Annotated in this window: 18 protein-coding genes; 6 read left to right on the top strand and 12 right to left on the bottom strand. The window is 51.7% G+C overall.

Annotated features, from left to right (window positions below; translation table 11 throughout):
* Positions 1 to 102 precede the first annotated feature (102 nt).
* Both EDM55_RS18940 and EDM55_RS18935 read right to left on the bottom strand, forming a co-directional pair.
* Positions 103 to 2,703, bottom strand: coding sequence for a DUF4855 domain-containing protein (locus EDM55_RS18940; protein WP_122961068.1), 2,601 nt, complete (start codon positions 2,701 to 2,703; stop codon positions 103 to 105).
* A 33-nt stretch (positions 2,704 to 2,736) separates the two neighbouring features.
* Positions 2,737 to 3,894: a THUMP domain-containing class I SAM-dependent RNA methyltransferase gene (locus EDM55_RS18935; RefSeq protein WP_122961067.1), complete on the bottom strand. Its 1,158-nt coding sequence runs from the start codon at positions 3,892 to 3,894 to the stop codon at positions 2,737 to 2,739.
* A gap of 196 nt (positions 3,895 to 4,090) precedes the next feature.
* Here EDM55_RS18935 and EDM55_RS18930 point away from each other — a divergent pair, with 196 nt between their 5' ends.
* Entirely contained in the window at positions 4,091 to 4,897 is an 807-nt protein-coding gene (locus EDM55_RS18930) for an Fpg/Nei family DNA glycosylase (RefSeq protein WP_122961066.1), read from the top strand.
* An 18-nt stretch (positions 4,898 to 4,915) separates the two neighbouring features.
* On the opposite strand, the gene EDM55_RS18925 is transcribed toward EDM55_RS18930, so the two are convergent.
* Positions 4,916 to 5,833 (bottom strand): GNAT family N-acetyltransferase, encoded by a 918-nt coding sequence (locus EDM55_RS18925; RefSeq protein WP_122961065.1) that lies wholly within the window; start codon positions 5,831 to 5,833, stop codon positions 4,916 to 4,918.
* A 144-nt stretch (positions 5,834 to 5,977) separates the two neighbouring features.
* Between EDM55_RS18925 and EDM55_RS18920 the strand changes: the two genes are divergently transcribed.
* Together EDM55_RS18920 and EDM55_RS18915 are read left to right on the top strand one after the other, a co-directional pair.
* Positions 5,978 to 6,394, top strand: a complete 417-nt coding sequence (locus EDM55_RS18920) for a 2Fe-2S iron-sulfur cluster binding domain-containing protein (protein WP_122961064.1) — start codon at positions 5,978 to 5,980, stop codon at positions 6,392 to 6,394.
* An 80-nt stretch (positions 6,395 to 6,474) separates the two neighbouring features.
* Positions 6,475 to 7,116: a thiamine diphosphokinase gene (locus EDM55_RS18915; protein WP_092268345.1), complete on the top strand. Its 642-nt coding sequence runs from the start codon at positions 6,475 to 6,477 to the stop codon at positions 7,114 to 7,116.
* A gap of 78 nt (positions 7,117 to 7,194) precedes the next feature.
* On the opposite strand, the gene EDM55_RS18910 is transcribed toward EDM55_RS18915, so the two are convergent.
* Positions 7,195 to 7,878, bottom strand: a complete 684-nt coding sequence (locus EDM55_RS18910) for a uracil-DNA glycosylase (protein ID WP_122961063.1) — start codon at positions 7,876 to 7,878, stop codon at positions 7,195 to 7,197.
* A gap of 260 nt (positions 7,879 to 8,138) precedes the next feature.
* Here EDM55_RS18910 and EDM55_RS18905 point away from each other — a divergent pair, with 260 nt between their 5' ends.
* On the top strand, positions 8,139 to 8,654 hold the full coding sequence (locus tag EDM55_RS18905; protein ID WP_092268347.1) for a stalk domain-containing protein: 516 nt from the start codon (positions 8,139 to 8,141) through the stop codon (positions 8,652 to 8,654).
* Positions 8,655 to 8,696: 42 nt separating this feature from the next.
* Here the strand turns inward: EDM55_RS18905 and EDM55_RS18900 are convergent, their stop codons facing one another.
* The 7 genes from EDM55_RS18900 to EDM55_RS18870 all read right to left on the bottom strand — a co-directional run bounded on the left by EDM55_RS18900 (position 8,697) and on the right by EDM55_RS18870 (position 16,839).
* The gene (locus EDM55_RS18900; protein ID WP_092268348.1) at positions 8,697 to 9,695 is read right to left on the bottom strand and encodes an ABC transporter ATP-binding protein; all 999 of its coding nucleotides are present in this window, start codon (positions 9,693 to 9,695) and stop codon (positions 8,697 to 8,699) included.
* Positions 9,696 to 9,709: 14 nt separating this feature from the next.
* Positions 9,710 to 10,672 (bottom strand): ABC transporter ATP-binding protein, encoded by a 963-nt coding sequence (locus tag EDM55_RS18895; protein ID WP_122961062.1) that lies wholly within the window; start codon positions 10,670 to 10,672, stop codon positions 9,710 to 9,712.
* Between the two features lie 11 nt (positions 10,673 to 10,683).
* Complete coding sequence (locus tag EDM55_RS18890) at positions 10,684 to 11,610, bottom strand: ABC transporter permease (protein ID WP_092268350.1); 927 nt, start codon at positions 11,608 to 11,610, stop codon at positions 10,684 to 10,686.
* A gap of 15 nt (positions 11,611 to 11,625) precedes the next feature.
* Positions 11,626 to 12,543, bottom strand: a complete 918-nt coding sequence (locus EDM55_RS18885; RefSeq protein WP_092268351.1) for an ABC transporter permease — start codon at positions 12,541 to 12,543, stop codon at positions 11,626 to 11,628.
* 86 nt (positions 12,544 to 12,629) lie between these two features.
* Positions 12,630 to 14,219 carry an ABC transporter substrate-binding protein gene (locus tag EDM55_RS18880; protein ID WP_122961061.1) on the bottom strand — a complete coding sequence of 530 codons (1,590 nt, stop codon included), beginning with the start codon at positions 14,217 to 14,219 and terminating at the stop codon, positions 12,630 to 12,632.
* A gap of 62 nt (positions 14,220 to 14,281) precedes the next feature.
* Entirely contained in the window at positions 14,282 to 15,484 is a 1,203-nt protein-coding gene (locus EDM55_RS18875) for a M20 metallopeptidase family protein (protein WP_122961060.1), read from the bottom strand.
* A 5-nt stretch (positions 15,485 to 15,489) separates the two neighbouring features.
* Positions 15,490 to 16,839, bottom strand: a complete 1,350-nt coding sequence (locus tag EDM55_RS18870; protein ID WP_092268354.1) for a M20 family metallopeptidase — start codon at positions 16,837 to 16,839, stop codon at positions 15,490 to 15,492.
* Between the two features lie 218 nt (positions 16,840 to 17,057).
* On the opposite strand from EDM55_RS18870, the gene EDM55_RS18865 reads away from it, so the two are divergent.
* Both EDM55_RS18865 and EDM55_RS18860 read left to right on the top strand, forming a co-directional pair.
* The gene (locus tag EDM55_RS18865) at positions 17,058 to 18,380 is read left to right on the top strand and encodes an amidohydrolase (protein WP_122961059.1); all 1,323 of its coding nucleotides are present in this window, start codon (positions 17,058 to 17,060) and stop codon (positions 18,378 to 18,380) included.
* Positions 18,381 to 18,415: 35 nt separating this feature from the next.
* Positions 18,416 to 19,540: a M20 family metallopeptidase gene (locus EDM55_RS18860; RefSeq protein WP_122961058.1), complete on the top strand. Its 1,125-nt coding sequence runs from the start codon at positions 18,416 to 18,418 to the stop codon at positions 19,538 to 19,540.
* Positions 19,541 to 19,658: 118 nt separating this feature from the next.
* Here EDM55_RS18860 and EDM55_RS18855 read toward each other — a convergent pair whose 3' ends face one another.
* Entirely contained in the window at positions 19,659 to 20,402 is a 744-nt protein-coding gene (locus EDM55_RS18855; protein ID WP_246070842.1) for a GAF domain-containing protein, read from the bottom strand.
* Positions 20,403 to 20,428 lie beyond the last annotated feature (26 nt).

Genomic DNA, 20,428 nt, shown 5'->3' with positions numbered 1-20,428 from the left:
CTAAGGCCGCTTAAAACTTTTACTTATTTGTACTGTCTACTTGACGGGGTGCAGTTCATTCAGGAGAACAGGCTCTTTACTGTATCTATATGCGAAAAAGCTTTATGGCATTTCGCTTCCTTCGTAATACTCTTCCCGGTCAAACTTGCCGCGCATCCATTTGTACGTGTCATCGTAAATGCTGCGTACGACCGGGTCGGTGCTGGTTGCAGACTGAATCAACGTCTTGGAGCCGTAGTAGTAGGCGTGGACGTTGTTTTTGTCCATGCCTAGCTTGTGAGCAGCCACGAGCTGGTTGTAATAGGTCTGGTAGAACTTCGGATCGCGGTACATCCGCTCGTCTCCCTCGATCTCTACGCCCATCCCGTACTTGCTGACAGTATCCAGCACGCCCTCGATGCGATCCAGCTGAACGGGCTTGTCGCTGTAATAGTTTGGCTGCAGGAAGGCGTAATCGAAGTACAGCGACTTCCACTCCTGCACACCTGGTGCGCCGTAATACGGGATCCAGTAGAAGCGCAGCGCCTCATCATGGACCATGCTCGCCATGCTGCGGATCAAATCACGTTCCTTGGGAGCGCCATCCTCGATCAGCTCATGGAACCAGTAGATCCCTTCCAGCTTCAGATAAGGGTATTCCGCCTTGTTCCATCGCTTTAACAGCTCTTGGAAATACCATTCCAATGCCTGCTTGCGATTCTCGTAAGCTTGCTCCTCACCGATGCCTGCCGGATTAAAGGACAGCGACGGCTTATTGTCGGCAAGCTTGCCAAAGTTGGTCTGGCTCATCGCCGGGTACGGCAAGGCCAAGACGACATTTTCCTGGGTTGGTGTGGTATACAGGGTGCCCCTCAGGCGGTTGTACTCCCGCATCGCGCTATTCAAGGCATCCAGCTGGCGGTTCGTCCCAAACAGGTCATTTAGGTACCCTTGCCAGCCTACCTTGGTGGCAGCCATGTCCTGATAAGGCAAAAAGAGAACCGTATCGAACATTTGGTCACGCATATAACCGTCACTGGTGCGATAGCCGACCATTGGCAGGAAGTCGTCTTTCGTCCAGTTTCCTCGATCACCATAAGCTCCGGAATACGCCAAAAGCATATTCTCAACGCGGTTTCCGGCTTTTATATCCTCCATCATCTGCGTCGGACTTGGCGGTGGCAGCAGCACAGCCCCACCTCCCCATGATCTGCTCTCGTTTGCCCATACTTCGAGCTGTCTCGCAAAGGCAAACACTTTTACCGGGAAGGACACGCGAACGTAGCGCGCCTCAATATCCGGGAGCGTCACACTCAACGTGCGTACGACCTGCTTGTCTTCGGACGCAGGGACATCATGAACGACTTTTCCTGCATACGACCAGGCTTTTCCATCTCGTGATACTTCGACGTCCATCGATTCCGGCATGGTGATGCCCGAAGACTTTTGTTGCCTGAATGTCAGAGCAACTCTTTCCAAAGGCTTATCCTGCGAAAGGGCTACCGTCACCTTCCGACCGAACTGCCGATTGAACCCGGTCCACTCTTCAGACGGTGTTACCAGTCCACCTACCGGACCGGGATACTGCTTCTCCACGGTTTGAAAATAGGAATCGGGAGGTCCAAACGTCTTTACAGAAGTAAAGCTGCCGGGAGCCACGTTGACCAAATCGTCCTGTTCAGCTGCCTCTCCCGCCTCTTCGTTCTCTGCAGGCTGCGACTCATCCACAGTCGCTGCTGCTTCGCGAGTCGAATCGTCCTTCTGTTCATCCTGTTGTTCAGGCTGTGGCGCATTGGTAATCTCGACAGGAATGGTTTTCGTCTTGTAGCCCATGGTGACGCTCACATTCCCTTTGCCCGGTGTCGGCCCGGCAACGAAGGTTCCATCTGGCAGAATGCTCCCCAGCTCTGGTCGATCAAATGCGTAGATCGGCGTAAACGGAAGCTTTTCTCCGTTGGCACTCGCTACCTTTACGCGCTCACTCGTACCCGCCATCAAGCTCAGACTTGCGGTATTCAAAGTAAAATCCGCTTGCTCGGCCTGCTGAAAACGCGCATTCAACACGCGCTCCGCAATCACGGCTGCTTCGGCACGCGTCACATTTCCCAGTGGGTTGAAGTTGCCACCTGCGCCTTGCATCCAGCGCTGGTTCGTCACTTCGGCGATGGCCTCTTTTGCATAGTCCGCCATATCCTGTTCGTCACTGTACGAGACCTCAGTGGTACTCACTGCTTTCGCAACCTGACTTGCCTCCATCAGCCGGGAGAGCAATACGGCCAGCTCTTGTCTGGTCAGTGGGTCAGCGGCTCCCACCGTGTTGTTATTTCTCCCGTTCATGACCCCCAAGTCGGACAGGCCGTAGATATACGGCGCATAGGGACTGTCCGCTGGTACGTCTTCAAAGATCGCATCATCCGTTGACTCTGGCTGCAATCCCACTACTTTACTCAACAAAACAGCGATATCTTGACGGGTAATCTTGTTCTGGGGATGAAAGAGCCCATCTCCTTGACCACCGATCAATTGAAGCGATGCTAACCGGTTGATCGCGTCCTTGGCATAGCTGTTGCCCAAATCGGTGAATGCGACAGCTTGATCCTGCCCAGATTCTACAGCCGTACTGGTCGTATCAGGCACAGCTCCCGCCACCTGCGCCGCAGTAACCGCAAGCGAAAGCGCCAGACAAGCGGCAGCAATTCGACTCCCCATTCGTTTCTTGCTCATTTTCTCTCCTCCAATTACCCCTTCTCTTTTTTCCTATTCGGCAGGGGGAACCATTGACGGACGAGGCGGTTTTGGTCCAAAAAACTGATAGTAATCTACCTTCATGTTTCCGTTGTAGAGCTTCCGCTTCTTGCTCGCCTTGCGTCCAAAATGCTCTTCAAACAATTCGTCTGACGTGATGACGTAAAAAGACCAGGTATCCAGCGCTGCAAAGGTTTTGCCCATTTCCCCGTACATGCGGCTCACTTGCTTCCATTCGCCCAGACGTTCCCCGTAAGGCGGGTTGCAGATCAGATAGCCATACTTTTTCTTGGTTCGGATATCGCGTACGTCCATGCGCTGGAAGTGAATCAGATCGTCTACGCCAGCTTCCAAAGCGTTTGTACGCGCGATCTTCAAAATCTCCTCATCTACGTCCGTACCGATAATCTCCAGCTTCTGATCGTAGCGAGCCAAGTCATGGGTCTCCGCCCGTGCCTCTCTCCATGCTGATTTCGGGATGGCAGGCCAGCTCTCGGAAACAAATTCCCGGTTCATACCTGGCGCGATGTTTTGTCCGATCAAAGCAGCTTCAATCGGAATGGTGCCCGAACCGCAAAACGGGTCCATGAACACCCGATCCGGCTTCCAGCGGGACAGCATGATCAACGCCGCAGCCATCGTCTCCTTGAGTGGTGCCGTACCAATCAGCTCGCGGTAGCCGCGCTTATGTAATCCGGGTCCCGAGGTATCGATGGTCAGCGTGGCCACATCCTTGAGCAGAGCGACCTCAATCTTGTACAGCGGTCCATTTTCCTCGAACCAATCGCGCTTGTACGTCTTTTTCAGACTTTCCACGACTGCCTTCTTCACGATCGCCTGACAGTCAGGCACACTGAACAACGTAGACTTTACCGACTTCCCCTCCACGGGAAACGTACCATCTTCCGTGATCCAATCCGCCCATGGCAACGCCTTGGTTTTCTCAAACAGTTCATCAAACGTCGTCGCTTGGAACTCCCCTATCTTTAGACGCACCCGGTCGGCAGTTCGTAACCATAAATTTGTACGAGCTATCGCAGAAATTTCTGCGGTGAAGGTTACCTTGCCATTTTCCACCTGCACATCCGTGTAGCCAAGTGCTTTTACCTCTTCTGCTACCACAGATTCCAATCCAAATGTCGCCGTAGCGATCAATTCCACTTTTTGCATTCCACTTTTCTCCTGTTCATGCCTTCGCTAATGGGCTTATCCCTTATACTATATTACCCGATTTGGGTATAGGGTTGGTAATCTTGTCCGTATGTAAGAAAACTGCCACTTTTTCGACCCTCTCTCGGCGGCATGATCTGGGAAATGACGGGAAAACCTATTCAGATCGAACCGTACTTTTCAAAAGGAGGCTGCTATGCCTGAATTACCCGAGATGGAGACCTATCGCAGACTGCTCCAACAAATCAATGGATTGACGATTACAGATACCCACGTAGAAAGAGAAAAGACCATCAACACCCCTCCTGAACGCTTTGCCCAGATCGTAGTCGGGAACAAAATAACCCTCGTCGACCGTCGCGGCAAGCATATCCTGTTTCATCTGGAAAACCATTATGTCCTGCTGCTCCATTTGATGCTGGGCGGCTTTCTCTATCTCGGAACGACAGAGGACAGACTGGAACGCACTGCGCAGGTGACGCTTTCCTTTGGCAGCCGAATTCTTTACTTTCACGGCTTGCGGCTGGGGTACCTGCATCTTTTAACCACGGCTCAAATCGATGAACGACTTTCCGAGCTGGGTCCCGAACCACTTGCCCCTACCTTTACACTCTCTCATTTCTCTTCGCTGCTGTCAGGAAAACGAGGCATACTCAAGACGACTCTTGTCGACCAGCATTGGCTCGCCGGTATCGGCAACTGCTACTCGGACGAGATCTGCTTTCATGCCGGTATCTTGCCTACCCGTCGCATTCCCGACCTCACTTCGGAAGAGGTCGCGCAGCTCTTTCGCTCCATGCAGGCTGTTTTGAAAGAAGCCCTGCAATTTGGCGGATACATGGATACTCCGCTTTACCGAGGGGACGGACTCACCGGAGGCTTTGACGACCGTTGCCGGGTATACGACAGAGGAGGAGAACCCTGCCCACGCTGCAAACATGCAATCGTCGGCGACAAGCTCTCCTCCCGCAAAGTCTTTTATTGCTCGCATTGCCAGAACTAGCAACTAGCAAAGGCTTATCTACTCAGCTAATTTTGCTACAATCTCTGGCATTTTCATCTTTTTCACCATGTATACCTGTTCCGTACCCGATGGCCCGAAGCCAGCTTCCTGCAGGATGTGCAAGAGCTGCTCCTGAGAAGCAGGCAGGTTAAAGGTTGAACGGCGGCATTCCAGCTCACAAGGAGCGTACATTTCTGTCAAAGCTACCCGCAAGATGGTATCTGCATCCGCATGATCTGGCTGAGCGACACAATGGCGAAGGGCGATGGCAGTGACTTTCCCAGCATCGCTTGCTACCCGCTTGTACATGGCGTAGCCAACCTCTTGACCCTCTGCGTCCTCGACAATCAACGCTTCTCCATCTCGCATGCTCTGCCATTGATTTTGCCAGGGAGCATCGGAGTGATAGAAAGGCAACTGTGCTGCCTCCTGCGCAAGAACGCGGCGAACGCGATAGCCTGCGTTTTCTTGTATGCCGAAAGGATTTTCGGAAAGAGCATCCGTCCGCTGCCAGAAAATCAATCTGTCCACCACGTCGTATCCAAGCTGTTCATACAAAGCGATCGCTTTCTCGTTTTGACTGATGGCTTCCAGTGTGGCATCATGTACCCCTGCTTCTTCGTACAGCTTAAAGGTAGCTTCCATCAGCTGGCGCCCCAGTCCCTTGCGGCGGTAGGCTGTTGCGACTCCGGTACCGCCATTCCACGCGATTTTTCGGCCGTTGATTGTTCTCAGACCACTTGCCACTAAGCCCACCGGCTCTTGATCTTCAAAGGCAACAACCGACAGACTGAGCACATAGCCCTCCGCCCCTAGGCGCTGCACCAGCATCTCCTCGGTCATGGCAACCGGGAAAAAATAGCCTTCAAAGCCTCTGTTCCACGCTTTTGTTACTTCAGCAAACGTACAGTCACTCATTCGCTTGATGGAGATCATGGAATCACCTTCCAATCCTTTAGTAAAATTATTTTAATCAACAAAAACTAAAAATTCAATCATTTTTACTCGACAAAACCCCCATCTGTCCCTCTACCAGCTGGCATGATAAGATGAATAAAAGTTTGTTTCCCGGAGGTTTCCATGCGCAAACCACTCACGGTAGGCTCGTTGATCGCTGGGCGCACTGTTCCCAGCGCTCCGACTCCTCAACTGGTACATACTCCGCCCCCTGCACGCCCTCGTCAGGAAGCAAGGCGATCAGCTGCTCCGAGGTCAAGCACGAATCCCTTCGTGCACGTGACGCAGCGTGGGCAGAGGTTTTCTGTCCGGATGGCTCCTGGGCAATCGCTCCTGTCTGCCGCCCTCTCACAAGGGCAAGCACTCTCGTACAAATGTCTGCAAGGGCATTGCGGCAAATGCTGCGTACAAGTGACCACAGGAAGCTCGTCCTTAACCAAACCAAACGCCCGCGAACAGGAGAAGCTGGGCAGAAAGCTCGCCCAAGGGTATCGCCTTGCATGCCAAAGCAGCTTTTCATCCACGCTGCAGAGGCAATAAGAAAATTCTCTATCGAGGCCAGATCAAGGATGAACGACGAATCTAATACATTCTCACAGTAAAATAGAGGTGGCTACTCCATGAAACCAAATCGAATCTTGTTGTTCGCAGGGGGAAACCTCGGACAATGGGCGACTCGCTATATTCGACAGGAGGATTGGCTGGTTGGGGTTGACCGTGGGGCTTTATTCCTCATCCAGCACGGTTTGTCTCCTCGCCTGTCTATCGGTGACTTCGACTCTGTAAGTGTCGAGGAACGAGCAAAAATCGAGCAGCATAGCGGGAACGTCTCCGCCTGCGACCCTGTCATGAAGGACTTGACTGACACTGAAATGGCGCTCACCTGGGCACTGGAGCAGCAGCCAGCCGAAATCGTACTACTAGGGGCTTTGGGCTCCCGGTTTGACCATACCCTGGCCAATGTTCATTTGCTGCAGAAAGCCTTGCTTGCCCGGATCGATTGCAAAATCGTGGACGAGACCAATGAGATTCACCTGATCGATCGCGAACTCACTGTCGAGCGTGACCATTTCGCGCATGTCTCCCTGCTTCCTTTCAGCCCGGAGGTGACCGGGATTACTCTGTGTGGCTTTCAATATCCGCTCCAGGATGCCACTCTCCGCATTGGCGATACCATTGGCATCAGCAATGTGCTGACCGCTGATTCGGGAACGATTACCGTGAAAACTGGCCTGCTGCTCACTATCAAGAGCAAGGACTAACTCCCCTAGCAAACACGCAAAAAAAGGATCGCCTGTCTAACCATTGACGGCGATCCTTTTTTTCTTTTCAAATATCGTTTACTCTTCCGGTTCAAGCGGCAGCTGCCAATCAATTTCCGCAATGCCTTTGGATCGCAGAAACGCGTTTGCCCGCGAAAAAGGACGGCTGCCAAAGAAGCCTCGATTGGCAGAAAACGGGCTGGGATGCGGCGATTGAATGATGAAATGCTTGTGGGAATCGATGAACGCGGCTTTATCCTGGGCATGCTTGCCCCACAGAATGAACACCATGGGAGTTTCCCGTTCGTTCAGATGAGCAATGATCTGATCCGTAAACGTCTCCCACCCCAAGCCTTTGTGTGAATTGGGAGTACCACTGCGTACAGTAAGCACCGTATTGAGCATCATCACACCTTGCTTTGCCCAGTGCGTCAGGTAGCCATGCTGCGGGATCGTGCAGTTCAGATCGCTCTGCAGCTCCTTGTAAATGTTTTGCAGGGAAGGCGGCGGCTTGATTCCCGGCTTGACGGAAAAGCTCAGCCCATGGGCTTGTCCCGGTCCGTGATACGGGTCTTGTCCTAAGATAACGACCTTGGTGTTCTCGTAGCCCGTCAAATGAAGGGCTGTAAAGATGCTGTACATATCGGGATAAACCCTTTGCGTTTGATACTCTTCCTTGAGCAACTGTCTCAGCTTCAAATAATAGGGCTTTTCAAACTCATCTGCCAGTACCGTGCCCCAGTCATTTTGCAAAATCGCCATGAATTTCTCACCTGTCCGAAAGTTTTCTTCTACTCTATCATAACGGCAGCCAATACGAGAGAAAAGATACGGAACAATTCCACTGGCGTCTTTTCACGGCTATTCAGAGCTTTCTACCTAGGACTACTCCCTTTTCGCCCATTTTTTCGATTTTTCTAGTCTTTGTTTCCTAGTACCCTTGCTTGATAGCTGATCTTGTCGATTTTTGCCATAATATTTTTTGGGAAGATTTAGATACAGAAAGGGAAGAGGTTTACAACATGAAATGGGATATCAAATCGTTTGTCGGGGGCATAGTCGTGGGCTCGGTTTTGTTCTCCGGGATCGCCATCGCAGCACCAGCTTTTCCAGATGCCACCGAGGGAACAAAAACACCGTTCACCTACTATTTTGAAGGAGTACCCAAATCGCCATCGAGCGACGTGCAAGGCATTATGTACAAAAATTCAGTATACGTTCCGATCCGCTTTGTTGCGGAAAATCTGAACAAGCCCGTGATTTATGATGCAAAATCGAAATCCATCTTTATCGGTAAGCTGCCCGTAGCCAAAATGTACTCCAAAATGGAGGCAGTCGAGCTGGTTAAAAAGAAATTCGCCAACAGCCTTACGCCAACCCATGTAGTCGAATACGATCACGACGACGAAAAAGGCCATTATGTTATTCAAGTTTATCAAACGGTCGTGAACAACTTCCAATCTGGGGACAGCTATACGAGCACTTATGGCTGGTTTGTGGTGAATCCGAATAGCGGAGAAATCAAATCCTTGCTTTAAAGTATCAAGAACAGCAGCCTTAGGGGGGCTGCTGTTCCTTTTTTATATGAGATTACGCAGTTCCTGCAGAGGAAAATGACAAGAGACAAAATGGCCATCTGCCTGCTGCTGCAGCGATGGTGCCGACTGACGGCACATGTCCTGCACATATGGACAGCGCGTGTGAAAATGGCAGCCTGACGGCGGATTGGCTGGATTCGGCAAATCTCCTTGCAAGACGATCCGCTCTTTGCGCTGTGTCGGGTCCGGAATCGGAACAGCCGATAGCAGTGCTTCCGTATAGGGATGCATAGGTCTTTCGAACAACTCGTCCCGTTCAGCCAGTTCGACGATTTTGCCCAGATACATGACGGCAATCCGATCACTGATGTGCTTGACTGCAGGAAGTCCATGCGAGATAAAAATGTAGGTTAGCTGGAGCTCTTTTTGCAGCTTTTTCAACAGATTCAAGATTTGTGACTGAATGGATACGTCGAGGGCCGATACGGCCTCGTCGCAGACGATCAGGCTTGGATGCAGAGCGAGCGCCCGTGCGATGCCGATACGCTGTCGTTGCCCGCCGCTGAATTCATGGGGATGACGGCTCAAGTGATGGGCATCCAGTCCGACCAGCCGCAGCAGCTCCACGACTTTCTCCCGGATTTCCCTTCCACGCCCCAAACCGTGTACCCGAAGTGGTTCCGCCACGATATCCTCTACCCGCATCCGCGGGTTTAAAGAAGAATAAGGGTCCTGAAAGATCATCTGCATGTTCCGCCGGATCGCCTTCTCTTCTCCTTTATCGAGTCCTGTCAGGTGCTTGCCCTCGAACCAGATTTCCCCTTCCGTAGGCTCCAGCAGCTGAAGAATCATCTGTCCTGTCGTTGATTTACCGCAGCCTGACTCCCCCACAATCCCCAGAGTTTCTCCTCGGTACACTGTAAAGTCAACGCCGTCAACAGCCCGCACATGGCCCATCTTTTTGGAAAACATGCCTTGCTTGTACGGAAAGTGTTTTTTCAGCCCTTTCACCTCTAGCAACTTATCTTGCGTCTGATTCATGGTGCATTCCCTCCTTACGCATATAAGCACCGTGCCAGATGGTCTGGAGCCACCTCGACAAGCGACGGCTTCTTGGATTGGCACTGCTCGGTTGCCAGTGGACAGCGGGGGTGAAACGCGCAGCCCCCTGGCATTTCCAGCGGATTCGGAACGGCTCCTGGAATGGATTCCAGCTCTTCCCGCTGTTCGTCGAGCTTGGGCAAGGAGCCAAGCAAACCTTTTGTGTATGGGTGCTTGGGGCTTGCGAACAGCTCAAATACGTTTGCCTGCTCCACCACCTCGCCTGCGTACATGACGACGACTCGATCCGCCATCTCGGCTACGACACCGAGGTCATGCGTAATCAAGATCACACCCGTATCATATTCATCATTCAATTTTTTCAAAAGTTCCAAAATTTGCGCCTGAATGGTTACGTCGAGGGCAGTCGTCGGCTCGTCCGCAATTAATAGAGCTGGATTGCAAGCCAAAGCGATCGCAATCATCACGCGCTGACGCATCCCTCCGGAAAGCTGATGCGGGAAATAATCAACCACTTTATCCGCTCTCGGAATTCCGACTGTCTCCAGCATTTCTATACTTCGCCCGCGCGCCTGCTGCTTGTCCATGTTTTGGTGAAGACGAAACACTTCACCCAGCTGGTTTCCTACCGTGAAGACCGGATTGAGCGAGGTCATTGGCTCCTGGAAGATCATCGACAATTTGTTGCCGCGAAGCTTGCGGAGCTCTTTTTTGTTCAACGCAAGCAAGTTTTGACCTTCCAGCAAGATTTCCCCGCCCACCACTTGTCCTGGCGGAGCCACCAGACCCATGATCGAAAGGGAGGTCACGCTTTTGCCGCAGCCCGATTCTCCGACGATAGCCAGCGTTTCGCCTTTGGCAACAGAAAAGGAGATTCCATTCACGGAAGGAACCACTCCATCTTCCGTTTTAAAGTGTGTATGCAGGTTCCTTACTTCCAGCAATTTCGTTTCCATTTGACCACCCCCTACTTTCTCGCCTTCATCCGTGGATCCAGAATATCGCGCAGCCAGTCCCCGAGGAACATGATGCCGAGCACCGTAATCGTGATAGCAATTCCCGGAAAAGTAGCGACCCACCAGCTGGTAGCCAGGTACTGTCTGCCGTCGCTAAGCATACCACCCCACGATACCGTCGGCGGCTGAATGCCCAATCCAAGGAAGCTCAGCGACGCTTCTGCAATGATCGTTGTGGCTACGCTCAATGTAGAAACCACGATAAAAGAAGAGATAACGTTAGGCAGGATATGCGTCAGGATAATTCGTTGATTGCTGGCTCCGACGGTTCGAGCCGCTTTGACGTAGTCTCGCTCTTTTACCCCCAATACCTCACTGCGAATGATCCGCGCATACTTTACCCAGTTGGTAAATCCCAGCACGAGGATCAGCGTCACCAAGCTTGGGCCCAAGACAGCTAAAATAACCAGCATGAACAATATATTAGGAATTGCCAGAAACGCATCGACCGTTCGCATAATAATACTGTCGATCCACCCTCCGTAATAACCGGAGACCAGCCCTAGTATGACGCCGATCGTCCCTGCCAATATGACAGCACAGATTCCGACCATGAGCGATACCTGCGAACCGTAAATGATCCGGCTCAAGACGTCTCTACCCAGGTTGTCCGTTCCCAATGGATGTACCGAGGATCCACCCTCCATCCACATGGGCGGCTTCAGGCGTTTGGCCGCCTGCGTTTTCGCTGGGTCATGCGGAGCGATCGCACCCGCAAAGATGGACATGAACACGACGGCAATGACGATAAGAAATCCGATTGTACCCGTCTTGCTTTTAAACAGCATGCGAGTCAATCGTTTAAACTGTCCGGTATGCTGTACCGGTTTGCCTATGCTCTGTAGTTGCGGCGTTTGTGTTTCCAAGGATGCAGACACACGGCTCACCTCCGTTTAGTTGTACTTGATACGCGGATCCAGGACACGATAGAGAATGTCTGCCAGCAGGTTGCTGAAGATGACAAGGATTGCCACGACAAACACGGCTGCCTGCACGATCGCCATATCCCGGGTATTGACCGCCTGAATGATCAACTGACCCATTCCCGGCCAAGAGAAGATGGTCTCGGTAATCAGCGTACCTCCGATCAGTGTAGAGGTTTGCAAGGCCATGATCGTCACGACGGGAATCATCGAGTTTCGCAAGGCATGCTTGTACACGACAATCGATTCCAGCAAGCCTTTGCTGCGAGCCGTGCGAATGTAATCCTGGTTCAGAATTTCCAGCATGCTGGAGCGTATCAGGCGGGTCATCTCTGCTGCAATGCCAGTCCCCAAGGTGAAGGCAGGCAGGATTAAATGCGCCAATGTGCCTCGGCCAGATACCGGCAAAGCCTTTAGCTCCACCGCAAATAACAGGATGAGCATGATCCCTAGCCAAAAATGCGGCATTGCCTTTCCTAAAACGGAGCTTCCGGAAAAGAGGACATCGAGGAATGAATTGCGCTTCGTTGCAGAGAGAATGCCTAGAGGAACGGAGATGACAGTTGCCACAAGCATAGCGGCAATCGCCAGTTCAAACGTAGCGGGAAGTCTCTCCATTACAATCGGTAGTGCAGGCATGTCGTAACGGAATGAGTTTCCAAAATCACCCTGGAACAGGTGTCCGATAAACGTGAAGTACTGTATGTACAATGGCTGATCCAATCCAAGAGCAGCAATCAAGATCCTCCGGTCCTCGTCCGTAGCCGTATCAGACAACATCAGAGAAACCGGGTCGCCGGTACAGTACACGAGCACGAACACAATGATAGAGATCAAAAACAGGACGGGAATGATCTGGAGCAAGGATTTCAGCAAGTACTGCCTCATGGTGTCACCTCCGCAAGAGTTTTTGGATACAGGAGGAGGTCTCAGCTTGAAGAGACCTCCTCCCGGGTACTTTCCTGGTTTCCTTTTTACTTCTTGGTGACCTCATCCGCAAAAAGCATTTCATCCAAACGAGGCTCGAAATTCACTTTGTCGCTTACCCCGTAGTTTGCATTCATTTGGTACATGTAGATTTGAGGGCGTTCTTCCGCAATAATTTCCTGTACCTTTACATACTGCTTTGCACGCTCATCCAGATTCATGTTCTTTTCGGCTTCCTTCAGCAGCTTATCAACCTCTGGGTTGCTGTAGTCAGACTCGCCTTTCGCACGCTCGGTCGTCAGACGGTCGAACGCCAAGGAAGCATCAAACATGGAGTTCGCGTAGGAAATCATAAACACTTCACCAAATTTTTTCGCTTTGTACGTGTCGTTGAATTTGCTCCATTCCAACAGATCCAGCTTGGCGCGAATGCCCGCTTCTGCCAGCATCGCCTGAATCAGCTCGGCAGTCTCCTTGTCCTTCAGATAGCGGCCGCTTGTTGCGCTGAAAGAAATGTCCACACCATTCGGGTAGCCTGCTTCAGCGAGGAGCTGCTTCGCACGTTCCGGGTCATAGAGTGATTTGCCATACAGCTCTGGGTCAGCCCCAAAGTTTCCTGCGGTCACGCGCGTACGCGTAGGAGTTCCGCCACCTGCCAGAATGTTGTCCACAATTGCTTTTTCATCAATGGCGAGGTCAATCGCTTCCCGCACTTTTGGATTTTCTGTCACGGTTCCCGGTGTTGTACGCAAGGATAGCTGCATGACCCGCTGCGTCGGTCCCGTGACCGCATGTGTGCCCTCATTGCTCTCGATCCGCTCCATGTCGCTCGGTGGAATGTTCACCGCGATGTCTACCCCGCCAGTCATCAGCTCCGCCACACGAGTCGCATCCTCAGGTATCGCTCTGAAAACTAGCTTGTCCCATTTAGGCTTGTCGCCGAAATACTGATCGTTTTTCACCAGGATCAAGCGATCGTCACGCTTCCATTCCTGGAATTTGTATGGCCCTGTGCCAACCGGATTTTTGAGGAATTCATCCCAGCCCTTTTCCTTGATGTATTTAGACGGCAGCATACTTGAGCCGAGGCGGGAGAGCCGGTTTAACAGCACGGGCTCCGATTCGTTGGTGATAATTTCAACCGTATGCGGGTCAATGATTTTCACTTCTTTAATTTGCTTGTAGTTGCCGTATTCCAACAGCTTCTGATCCTTGGCGATCCGCTCCAGGGTAAATTTCACGTCTTCTGCCGTGAATGGATCTCCGTTGTGGAAGGTTACACCTTCGCGCAGCTTGAAGCGCCAAGTCTTGTCGTTGACGATTTCCCAGGAAGTCGCCAGATCAGGCTGAACCTTTTGATTCTTATCCTTCTTAACCAGATAGTTGAACATGTTTACATGAACCGCTTCTGTTGAAGTGTTGTTGTGGTCGTGAATATCGAAGCTGACAATGTCACTGCCGCTGGCAAATGTCAGGACTTTTTCACCTGTATCGTTCGCTGCAGGAGCAGTGGTTCCTTGGGCTGCTTGCTCCTGTTTTGGTGCCGTTGTGGTCGATGATTGACTGCTGCAGCCGACGATTGCGGTAGACAGCGCCAAAATGGCGGCAAGCCCGAATCCAGCTAGACGTTTTTTCATGTGTACGCCCCCTATTCTTTATTCGCTCTGTTTTCTCTTTTACTCACAGCTCCACCATTCTTTTATTGGCCCAGGTAGTTCAGGGCTAGTGCGGAAAGCATAGCGATTCCGACAGGCAGGGCATCCTCATCGATATCGAACATCGGATGATGCAGAGGATACTGCGTTTGCTTCTCCGGATTGCCCACACCTAAGCGGAAAAACACACCGGGCACATGCTCTGTATAGTACGAGAAATCCTCGCCGCCCATAGAAGGCGTCACCATCTGGTATTTCCCGTGACCGAGCACTTGATCAGACGTGACGAGCAACCGGTCAACCATTTGATCGTCATTGACGATGGATGGGTAGCCAAAATGGTAGTCAAATTCGTAGGAAGCTCCCAGTGCCATCGTCACTCCTTTGACTACCGCTTCAATCTTGCCCGGCATTTGCTCTCGCAAGGCTGGATTCAGCGTCCGCACGGTTCCCAAGAGCTCTACTTCTGGAGCGATGACGTTGCTCGCGCTGCCCCCTTGAATTTGGCCGATAGTAATGACGACGGGATCGAGCGGATTCACCTGACGGCTGGCGATGTGCTGCAAGGCGGAAAGCACCTCTGCCGTCACCGCAACAGAATCGACCGCTTGATGTGGATGTGCAGCATGGCCCCCTCGCCCGATAATATTGATGCGAATCCGGTCGGCAGCCGCACAGCTAACTCCTCGAACTGCTGAGATCTGACCAGTCGGCAATCCAGGGAAAACGTGAAGCCCCGCCATCGCCTGGATGTTGTACGCGGACAACAGCCCATCCTTGATCATTTCACTCGCCCCGCCAAGCCCTTCTTCCGCCGGCTGGAAAACGAACGCGATATTGCCTTTTTCAGGTCTCGCCTGCTGCGAAAGAAACTGGGCTGCCCCCATCAGGATGCTGGTATGCGCATCGTGTCCACATGCGTGCATCTTGCCCGGTACGGTGGAACGGTAGGCCGATTCCTTTTGATCCTGAATGGGCAATGCGTCCATATCCGCGCGAAGCCCGATCGTAGGTCCAGGCTGACTGCCGCGCAATAAACCGACGACTCCCGTCCGCCCAATGCCTCGCCGCACTTCAAGCCCTAGGCCTTCGAGGTGTTTAGCCACGCGTTCCGATGTGCGCACTTCCTCGAAACCAAGCTCGGGATTTTGGTGAAAATCCCGTCGCCACGTGATCACTTCCTCCTTTAGCGAGCTTGCCTTCGCTAAAATCTCGGAGCTTCGGTACAAAACGGGGATAGTGTCCATATTCTTTAAGCCTCCTTGGCGAACTCCTCAAATATGGCAGCCATGTGCTTGATGCCTTGAATATAGTCTTCGATGATGACATTTTCGTTTGGCGCATGATTGTTGGAAGCAAAATTGCCTACTCCCACTGACACCGCTGGAATTCCGAGATTTTGACACAGTATGTACATGGGCCCTGTACCCGGTGACATCGGCATGATTGTTGGCTCCATTCCGTAGATGTCTTTGACGGTATTCACTACCGCACGGGTCAATGGATTGTTAAGCGGGGTGCGGGCAGGATGCTCCAGAGTGAAGCCTTCCATCTCGATATCGGAGAACCCATGCTCGTCCAAGTGCGCTCTCAGCAAGCTGAAGATTTCATGCGGATCTTGGTCAGGCACCAGTCGGAAATCCAGTTTGACCCTCGCTTCTGCTGGCAGCACTGTTTTGGAGCCAGTGCCCGTATAGCCGGAAACCAGTCCGCAAACGGTGCATGTCGGCTGGAAAATCAGCTTTTCCTTCAAAGGAATTCCTGACAGGTCAAGCAGGAAGGATTTCAGCCCCAGCTTTTCTAGCGTACTTTCCTCGTTATAGATCATTTGCTCGAGCATCGCGGCATCGTCATCGCTTAATGTCGCTACCTTGTCGTAAAATCCTTTAATTTGAATCTTTTCATCCGGTGTCTTCAATGTATTCAGTGCCCAAAGCAATCTCCAGGCAGGGTTTTCGATAATTGCCGCATTGGCGGAATGAAGGTCAGTGTTTGCACCTCGACAAACCAGTTCCACGTAGCACATGCCTTTAACACCTAGACTTACCTGCGGGCGTCCATCCGCATTTTTATAACCAAACTCCCAGATACATCCATCAGCCTGGATCATATCGTGATATCTTTCCACAAACTCTTCCAGGTGAACGCTGCCGATCTCTTCTTCCCCTTCTACGATGAACTTCACACGCGTAGGCAGCTTTCCCCTTACTTGTGTATAGGCATGGACAGCAGCTAGGCGCGCCATGAGATTTCCTTTGTTGTCAGCCACTCCACGAGCGTATATGCGACCATCGCGAATTTCTGCTCCAAAAGGAGGAGACTCCCACAAATCGAGTGGATCTTCCGGCTGCACATCATAGTGGTTGTAAAAGGACAAGGTTTTCTCGCTCTCTCCAGGAAACTCGCCGTACACGACTGGATAGCCGGACGTTTCTAGTTGCTTTGACTCCCCGCCGATCTGGGTGATAAATTGCTCTACCATGTTTGCCGTTTCTTTCATGCCACGATTTTGCGCAGCGACACTCGGTTGTTGGCAAATCTGCTGAAGCCAGCGAATGTACATCTCCCTATTCTGCTCAATGAATGAAAACACGTCCTGCACAGAAGTCAGCTCCTTTTACAGAAATATTCGCTAATTGTTCAGAAAAACTATAAAATAATTAGATTTTGGTGTCAACTTTAAATATTCTAAATTTTAAAAAGATTATTTTTAGTAGTTTTGCAGGTTTTGTTGAAATAATGCAGAACACTTAAAATTTAATTAAGAGAAAAATTCAGAAAACATTCTTTAAATTCAAGCTCGAAATGGGGAATTTGACGATGGAAAGACAGGTAGATGGTCTCGTAGAAGAACTGTATCCCTCTCTCCAGGAATGGCGGCGTGATTTCCACAAGTACGCCGAATCAGGATGGGTGGAATTTCGCACGGCCAGCATGGTGGCCAGCAAGCTTGCTTCATGGGGCTTTGAGGTGAAAGCTGGGCGGGAAGTCATTGCTGAGGATGCCCGAATGGGTGTGCCTCCCCTTGCATTTCTTAAAGCCCAGGAACAACGGGCCCTCTCACAAGGAGCTGTCGCAGAGTGGATCCCGCTCTTGTCGGGTGGCTTTACGGGTGTAGTCGGGATTCTGGACTCTGGCAGACCTGGCCCCACGGTGGCCTTTCGCGTAGATATGGATGCCCTCGATCTACAAGAATCCCATGCCCTGGATCACGCTCCAGCTGCAGGAGAGTTCGTTTCCATCAACGACAAAATGATGCATGCTTGCGGCCATGACGCACATACCTCAATTGGGTTGGGACTGGCCTACGTCCTGAGTCAAAGCAAAGAAGAACTCCACGGCCGTGTAAAGCTCATCTTTCAACCTGCTGAGGAAGGTGTTCGCGGCGCAAAAGCCATGGTGGAAGCCGGCGTTGCCAATGATGTTGACTTCTTGTTCGCCTGCCATGTAGGTACTGGAGTCCCCCTGCGAGAAGTCGTCTGTGGAACGCATGGTTATCTGGCCACTACCAAAATGGATGTAGTCTACACCGGTATCGCCTCGCATGCCGGCGGTAATCCGGAAGAAGGGAGAAACGCTCTGCTTGCTGCAGCGTCAGCCGTCATGAATTTGCACTCCATCACCCGTCATAGCGGCGGCAACTCCAGGATCAACGTTGGGGTGCTGGAAGCAGGGAGCGGCCGAAACATCATTCCGAACCATGCCTCGTTCAAGCTGGAAACCCGAGGCGACACAAGTGAAGTGAACGAGTATATCCTCTCCCGCGCCATTGACATCATCCACGGTTCGGCAAAGATGTACGGGGTTGAGTCCCAAATCGATATCGTTGGCAAAGCAGGCAGCAGCGACCCGAGTCCGGAGCTGCTCCCCTACATCCGGGCGCAGGCAAGCAAAGTGAAGGATGTCGCTTCGATCGTGGATACGACATCAGCAGGCGGCTCAGAAGATGCCACGTATTTGATGGAGCGCGTAAAGCAAATCGGTGGTCTCGCATCCTATCTCGTGTTTGGAACCACGCTTGCAGCCGGACATCATAATGAAAAATTCGATATCGACGAAGAGGTCATGAAAATTGCGGTGAAAACACTGGCTCTCTGCGCGTTGCATACGCACGAATTACCTCTGTCTAAAGTGAATGCCTAACAGACCTTATACACAAAAACAGGAGGAATGCGATTATGTCGGGACTGCTCCATTATTTGAAAGAGAATCAGGATCATATCTTGGCCGATGTGGAACGCGTCGTCAAAGCTGAGTCCCCTACGCAAGACAAACAAGCCGTCGACCGCTGCGGTGAAGTGTTTCAATCCCTGTTCGCTGAGCATCTTGGCCTTACCGCCGAAGTCATTCCGATGGATACGACCGGGAACCATCTGCGTTTTACCTATGGGGACGGAGACAGTCAAATTCTTATTCTCGGCCATATGGACACCGTCTGGGACATCGGGAGACTCTCTTATCGGGTCGAAGGCAACAAAGCATACGGCCCCGGCATCCTGGACATGAAAAGCGGGATCATCCAGGCGATTTGGGCTGTGAAGGCATGCAAAGATCTCGGAGTCGCCCTGCAGAAAAAAGTCGTTTTCCTTTGCACCAGTGACGAGGAAACAGGCAGTGACAGCTCGCGCGCATACATCGAGGCTGAAGCCAGAAAAAGTGAAGTTGTATTGGTCGTTGAACCTGCTGTAGCAAATTCGGGAGCCTTAAAAACTTCCCGCAAAGGTGTCGGCCACTTTACTATGAGCATCAAGGGCAAAGCCTCCCACGCCGGAAACCACCATGAGGAGGGCATCAGCGCAGTAGAAGAAATGGCCCACCAGATCTTGTTTTTGCAGGGCTTGACTGACTACAGCAAAGGAACAACCATCAATGTCGGCATAGCAAGCGGCGGGAATCGCACCAACGTAGTGGCAGAAAGCGCCCTTCTCGATATCGACGTGCGCATCAACCGGCTGTCAGAGGCCGAGAGAATAAGCGATCTCATCACTCAAGCCACTCCTTTTCTCGAAGGAACTACTCTGCAGATTACGGGGAATGTAAACCGCCCTCCCATGGAGCGCACAGCCCAGACGGAAAAGCTGTTCCACCTCGCAACGGAATGCGGCAATGAACTGGAAATGACCCTCACCGAAGCGCATGTCGGCGGCGGAAGCGACGGAAATTTTACGGCCGCCCTGGGAGTACCCACGCTCGATGGCTTAGGCGCTATGGGTGATGGCCCCCATGCCGAATACGAGCACATCCTGATCGACCAGCTTCCCGTGCGAGCTGCATTGCTTGCCAGCTTGATGACCCGATTGTAAATGTAAGCTGGGTGAGAAATAGGCTACATAAGGAACTCTTTTCTGCACAAAAAATAGAGCTGATTGTTCAGCTCTACTCTGTCTATCTGCCAGCTTTGTTCGAGCAAAGCTGGCTTTCCTATTCCAATCCGTACTTCTCCAGCTTCCGATAAAGAGTGGACAAACTGATTTTCAGCTCGTTGGCGATGGCTGCCTTATCCTGAGCAAAAGAGCTGTCTGCATAGTATCGCTGCAGCACGGAGCGCTCGTAGTCGGCCAGCATTTGCTCCAGGCTAACCGTTGAGATGCTGTTCGTTACTTTTTTCGCTTTGGTTATCACATCCCGCAAACCCGTTTCTGCCCCAATCAGCTGTGCGAAATAAACAGGAGGTGCAGAGGCTTCCGGAACTTCCTCCTGGATGTGGCAGCTCTTTTCCCGCTCGGCGTCCAGCTCCAGCAGCTTGTGCTCGATTAAAGAGCTGATATGCTGCAAAAACGGCGTCCACTTTTCCGAGTGATGCAGCATTTTTTCCTTTTGTTCGGGTGAGAAACCGATGATCCCGATGACTCCAACTGTCTTTTCCCGCTTGTGCACAGGAAAACCGATCGTGGCCAGCTCCCGGCATTGCTGTAAAAACTTGCAGTTCATACACTGCGACTCGTTTTTTTTCATATCAAAAATCATACCCGGCTGCCCGGTCTGCAAAATCATCCGAAAGAACGATCCTTCCGGTGCAGGCAGCCCAATGAGTTCCTGGTAGTAGCCGGTCCCGCTCACACGGATGCCCTGTTCATCCAAAATGGTGACATCCAGTCCCAGCACCTTGGAAATATTGTCTGCGTATGACTGTATGAAATCCGCTATGCGGGAAAATTCGGTCATGATCGGCCCTCCTGCATTCCGTTCCT

This window comes from Brevibacillus centrosporus, assembly GCF_003710815.1.
Classification (GTDB): Bacteria; Bacillota; Bacilli; order Brevibacillales; family Brevibacillaceae; genus Brevibacillus; species Brevibacillus centrosporus.
Note: the sequence above shows the minus strand (reverse complement) of the source record. Positions and strands in the feature narration are given on the sequence as shown.

Excerpts from the sequence above, each read along its gene's own strand:
- EDM55_RS18940 (WP_122961068.1), bottom strand. The coding sequence starts at position 2,703 with ATGAGCAAGAAACGAATGGGGAGTCGAATTGCTGCCGCTTGTCTGGCG.
- EDM55_RS18935 (WP_122961067.1), bottom strand. The coding sequence starts at position 3,894 with ATGCAAAAAGTGGAATTGATCGCTACGGCGACATTTGGATTGGAATCT.
- EDM55_RS18930 (WP_122961066.1), top strand. The coding sequence starts at position 4,091 with ATGCCTGAATTACCCGAGATGGAGACCTATCGCAGACTGCTCCAACAA.
- EDM55_RS18925 (WP_122961065.1), bottom strand. The coding sequence starts at position 5,833 with ATGATCTCCATCAAGCGAATGAGTGACTGTACGTTTGCTGAAGTAACA.
- EDM55_RS18920 (WP_122961064.1), top strand. The coding sequence starts at position 5,978 with ATGCGCAAACCACTCACGGTAGGCTCGTTGATCGCTGGGCGCACTGTT.
- EDM55_RS18915 (WP_092268345.1), top strand. The coding sequence starts at position 6,475 with ATGAAACCAAATCGAATCTTGTTGTTCGCAGGGGGAAACCTCGGACAA.
- EDM55_RS18910 (WP_122961063.1), bottom strand. The coding sequence starts at position 7,878 with ATGGCGATTTTGCAAAATGACTGGGGCACGGTACTGGCAGATGAGTTT.
- EDM55_RS18905 (WP_092268347.1), top strand. The coding sequence starts at position 8,139 with ATGAAATGGGATATCAAATCGTTTGTCGGGGGCATAGTCGTGGGCTCG.
- EDM55_RS18900 (WP_092268348.1), bottom strand. The coding sequence starts at position 9,695 with ATGAATCAGACGCAAGATAAGTTGCTAGAGGTGAAAGGGCTGAAAAAA.
- EDM55_RS18895 (WP_122961062.1), bottom strand. The coding sequence starts at position 10,672 with ATGGAAACGAAATTGCTGGAAGTAAGGAACCTGCATACACACTTTAAA.
- EDM55_RS18885 (WP_092268351.1), bottom strand. The coding sequence starts at position 12,543 with ATGAGGCAGTACTTGCTGAAATCCTTGCTCCAGATCATTCCCGTCCTG.
- EDM55_RS18880 (WP_122961061.1), bottom strand. The coding sequence starts at position 14,219 with ATGAAAAAACGTCTAGCTGGATTCGGGCTTGCCGCCATTTTGGCGCTG.
- EDM55_RS18875 (WP_122961060.1), bottom strand. The coding sequence starts at position 15,484 with ATGGACACTATCCCCGTTTTGTACCGAAGCTCCGAGATTTTAGCGAAG.
- EDM55_RS18865 (WP_122961059.1), top strand. The coding sequence starts at position 17,058 with ATGGAAAGACAGGTAGATGGTCTCGTAGAAGAACTGTATCCCTCTCTC.
- EDM55_RS18860 (WP_122961058.1), top strand. The coding sequence starts at position 18,416 with ATGTCGGGACTGCTCCATTATTTGAAAGAGAATCAGGATCATATCTTG.
- EDM55_RS18855 (WP_246070842.1), bottom strand. The coding sequence starts at position 20,402 with ATGACCGAATTTTCCCGCATAGCGGATTTCATACAGTCATACGCAGAC.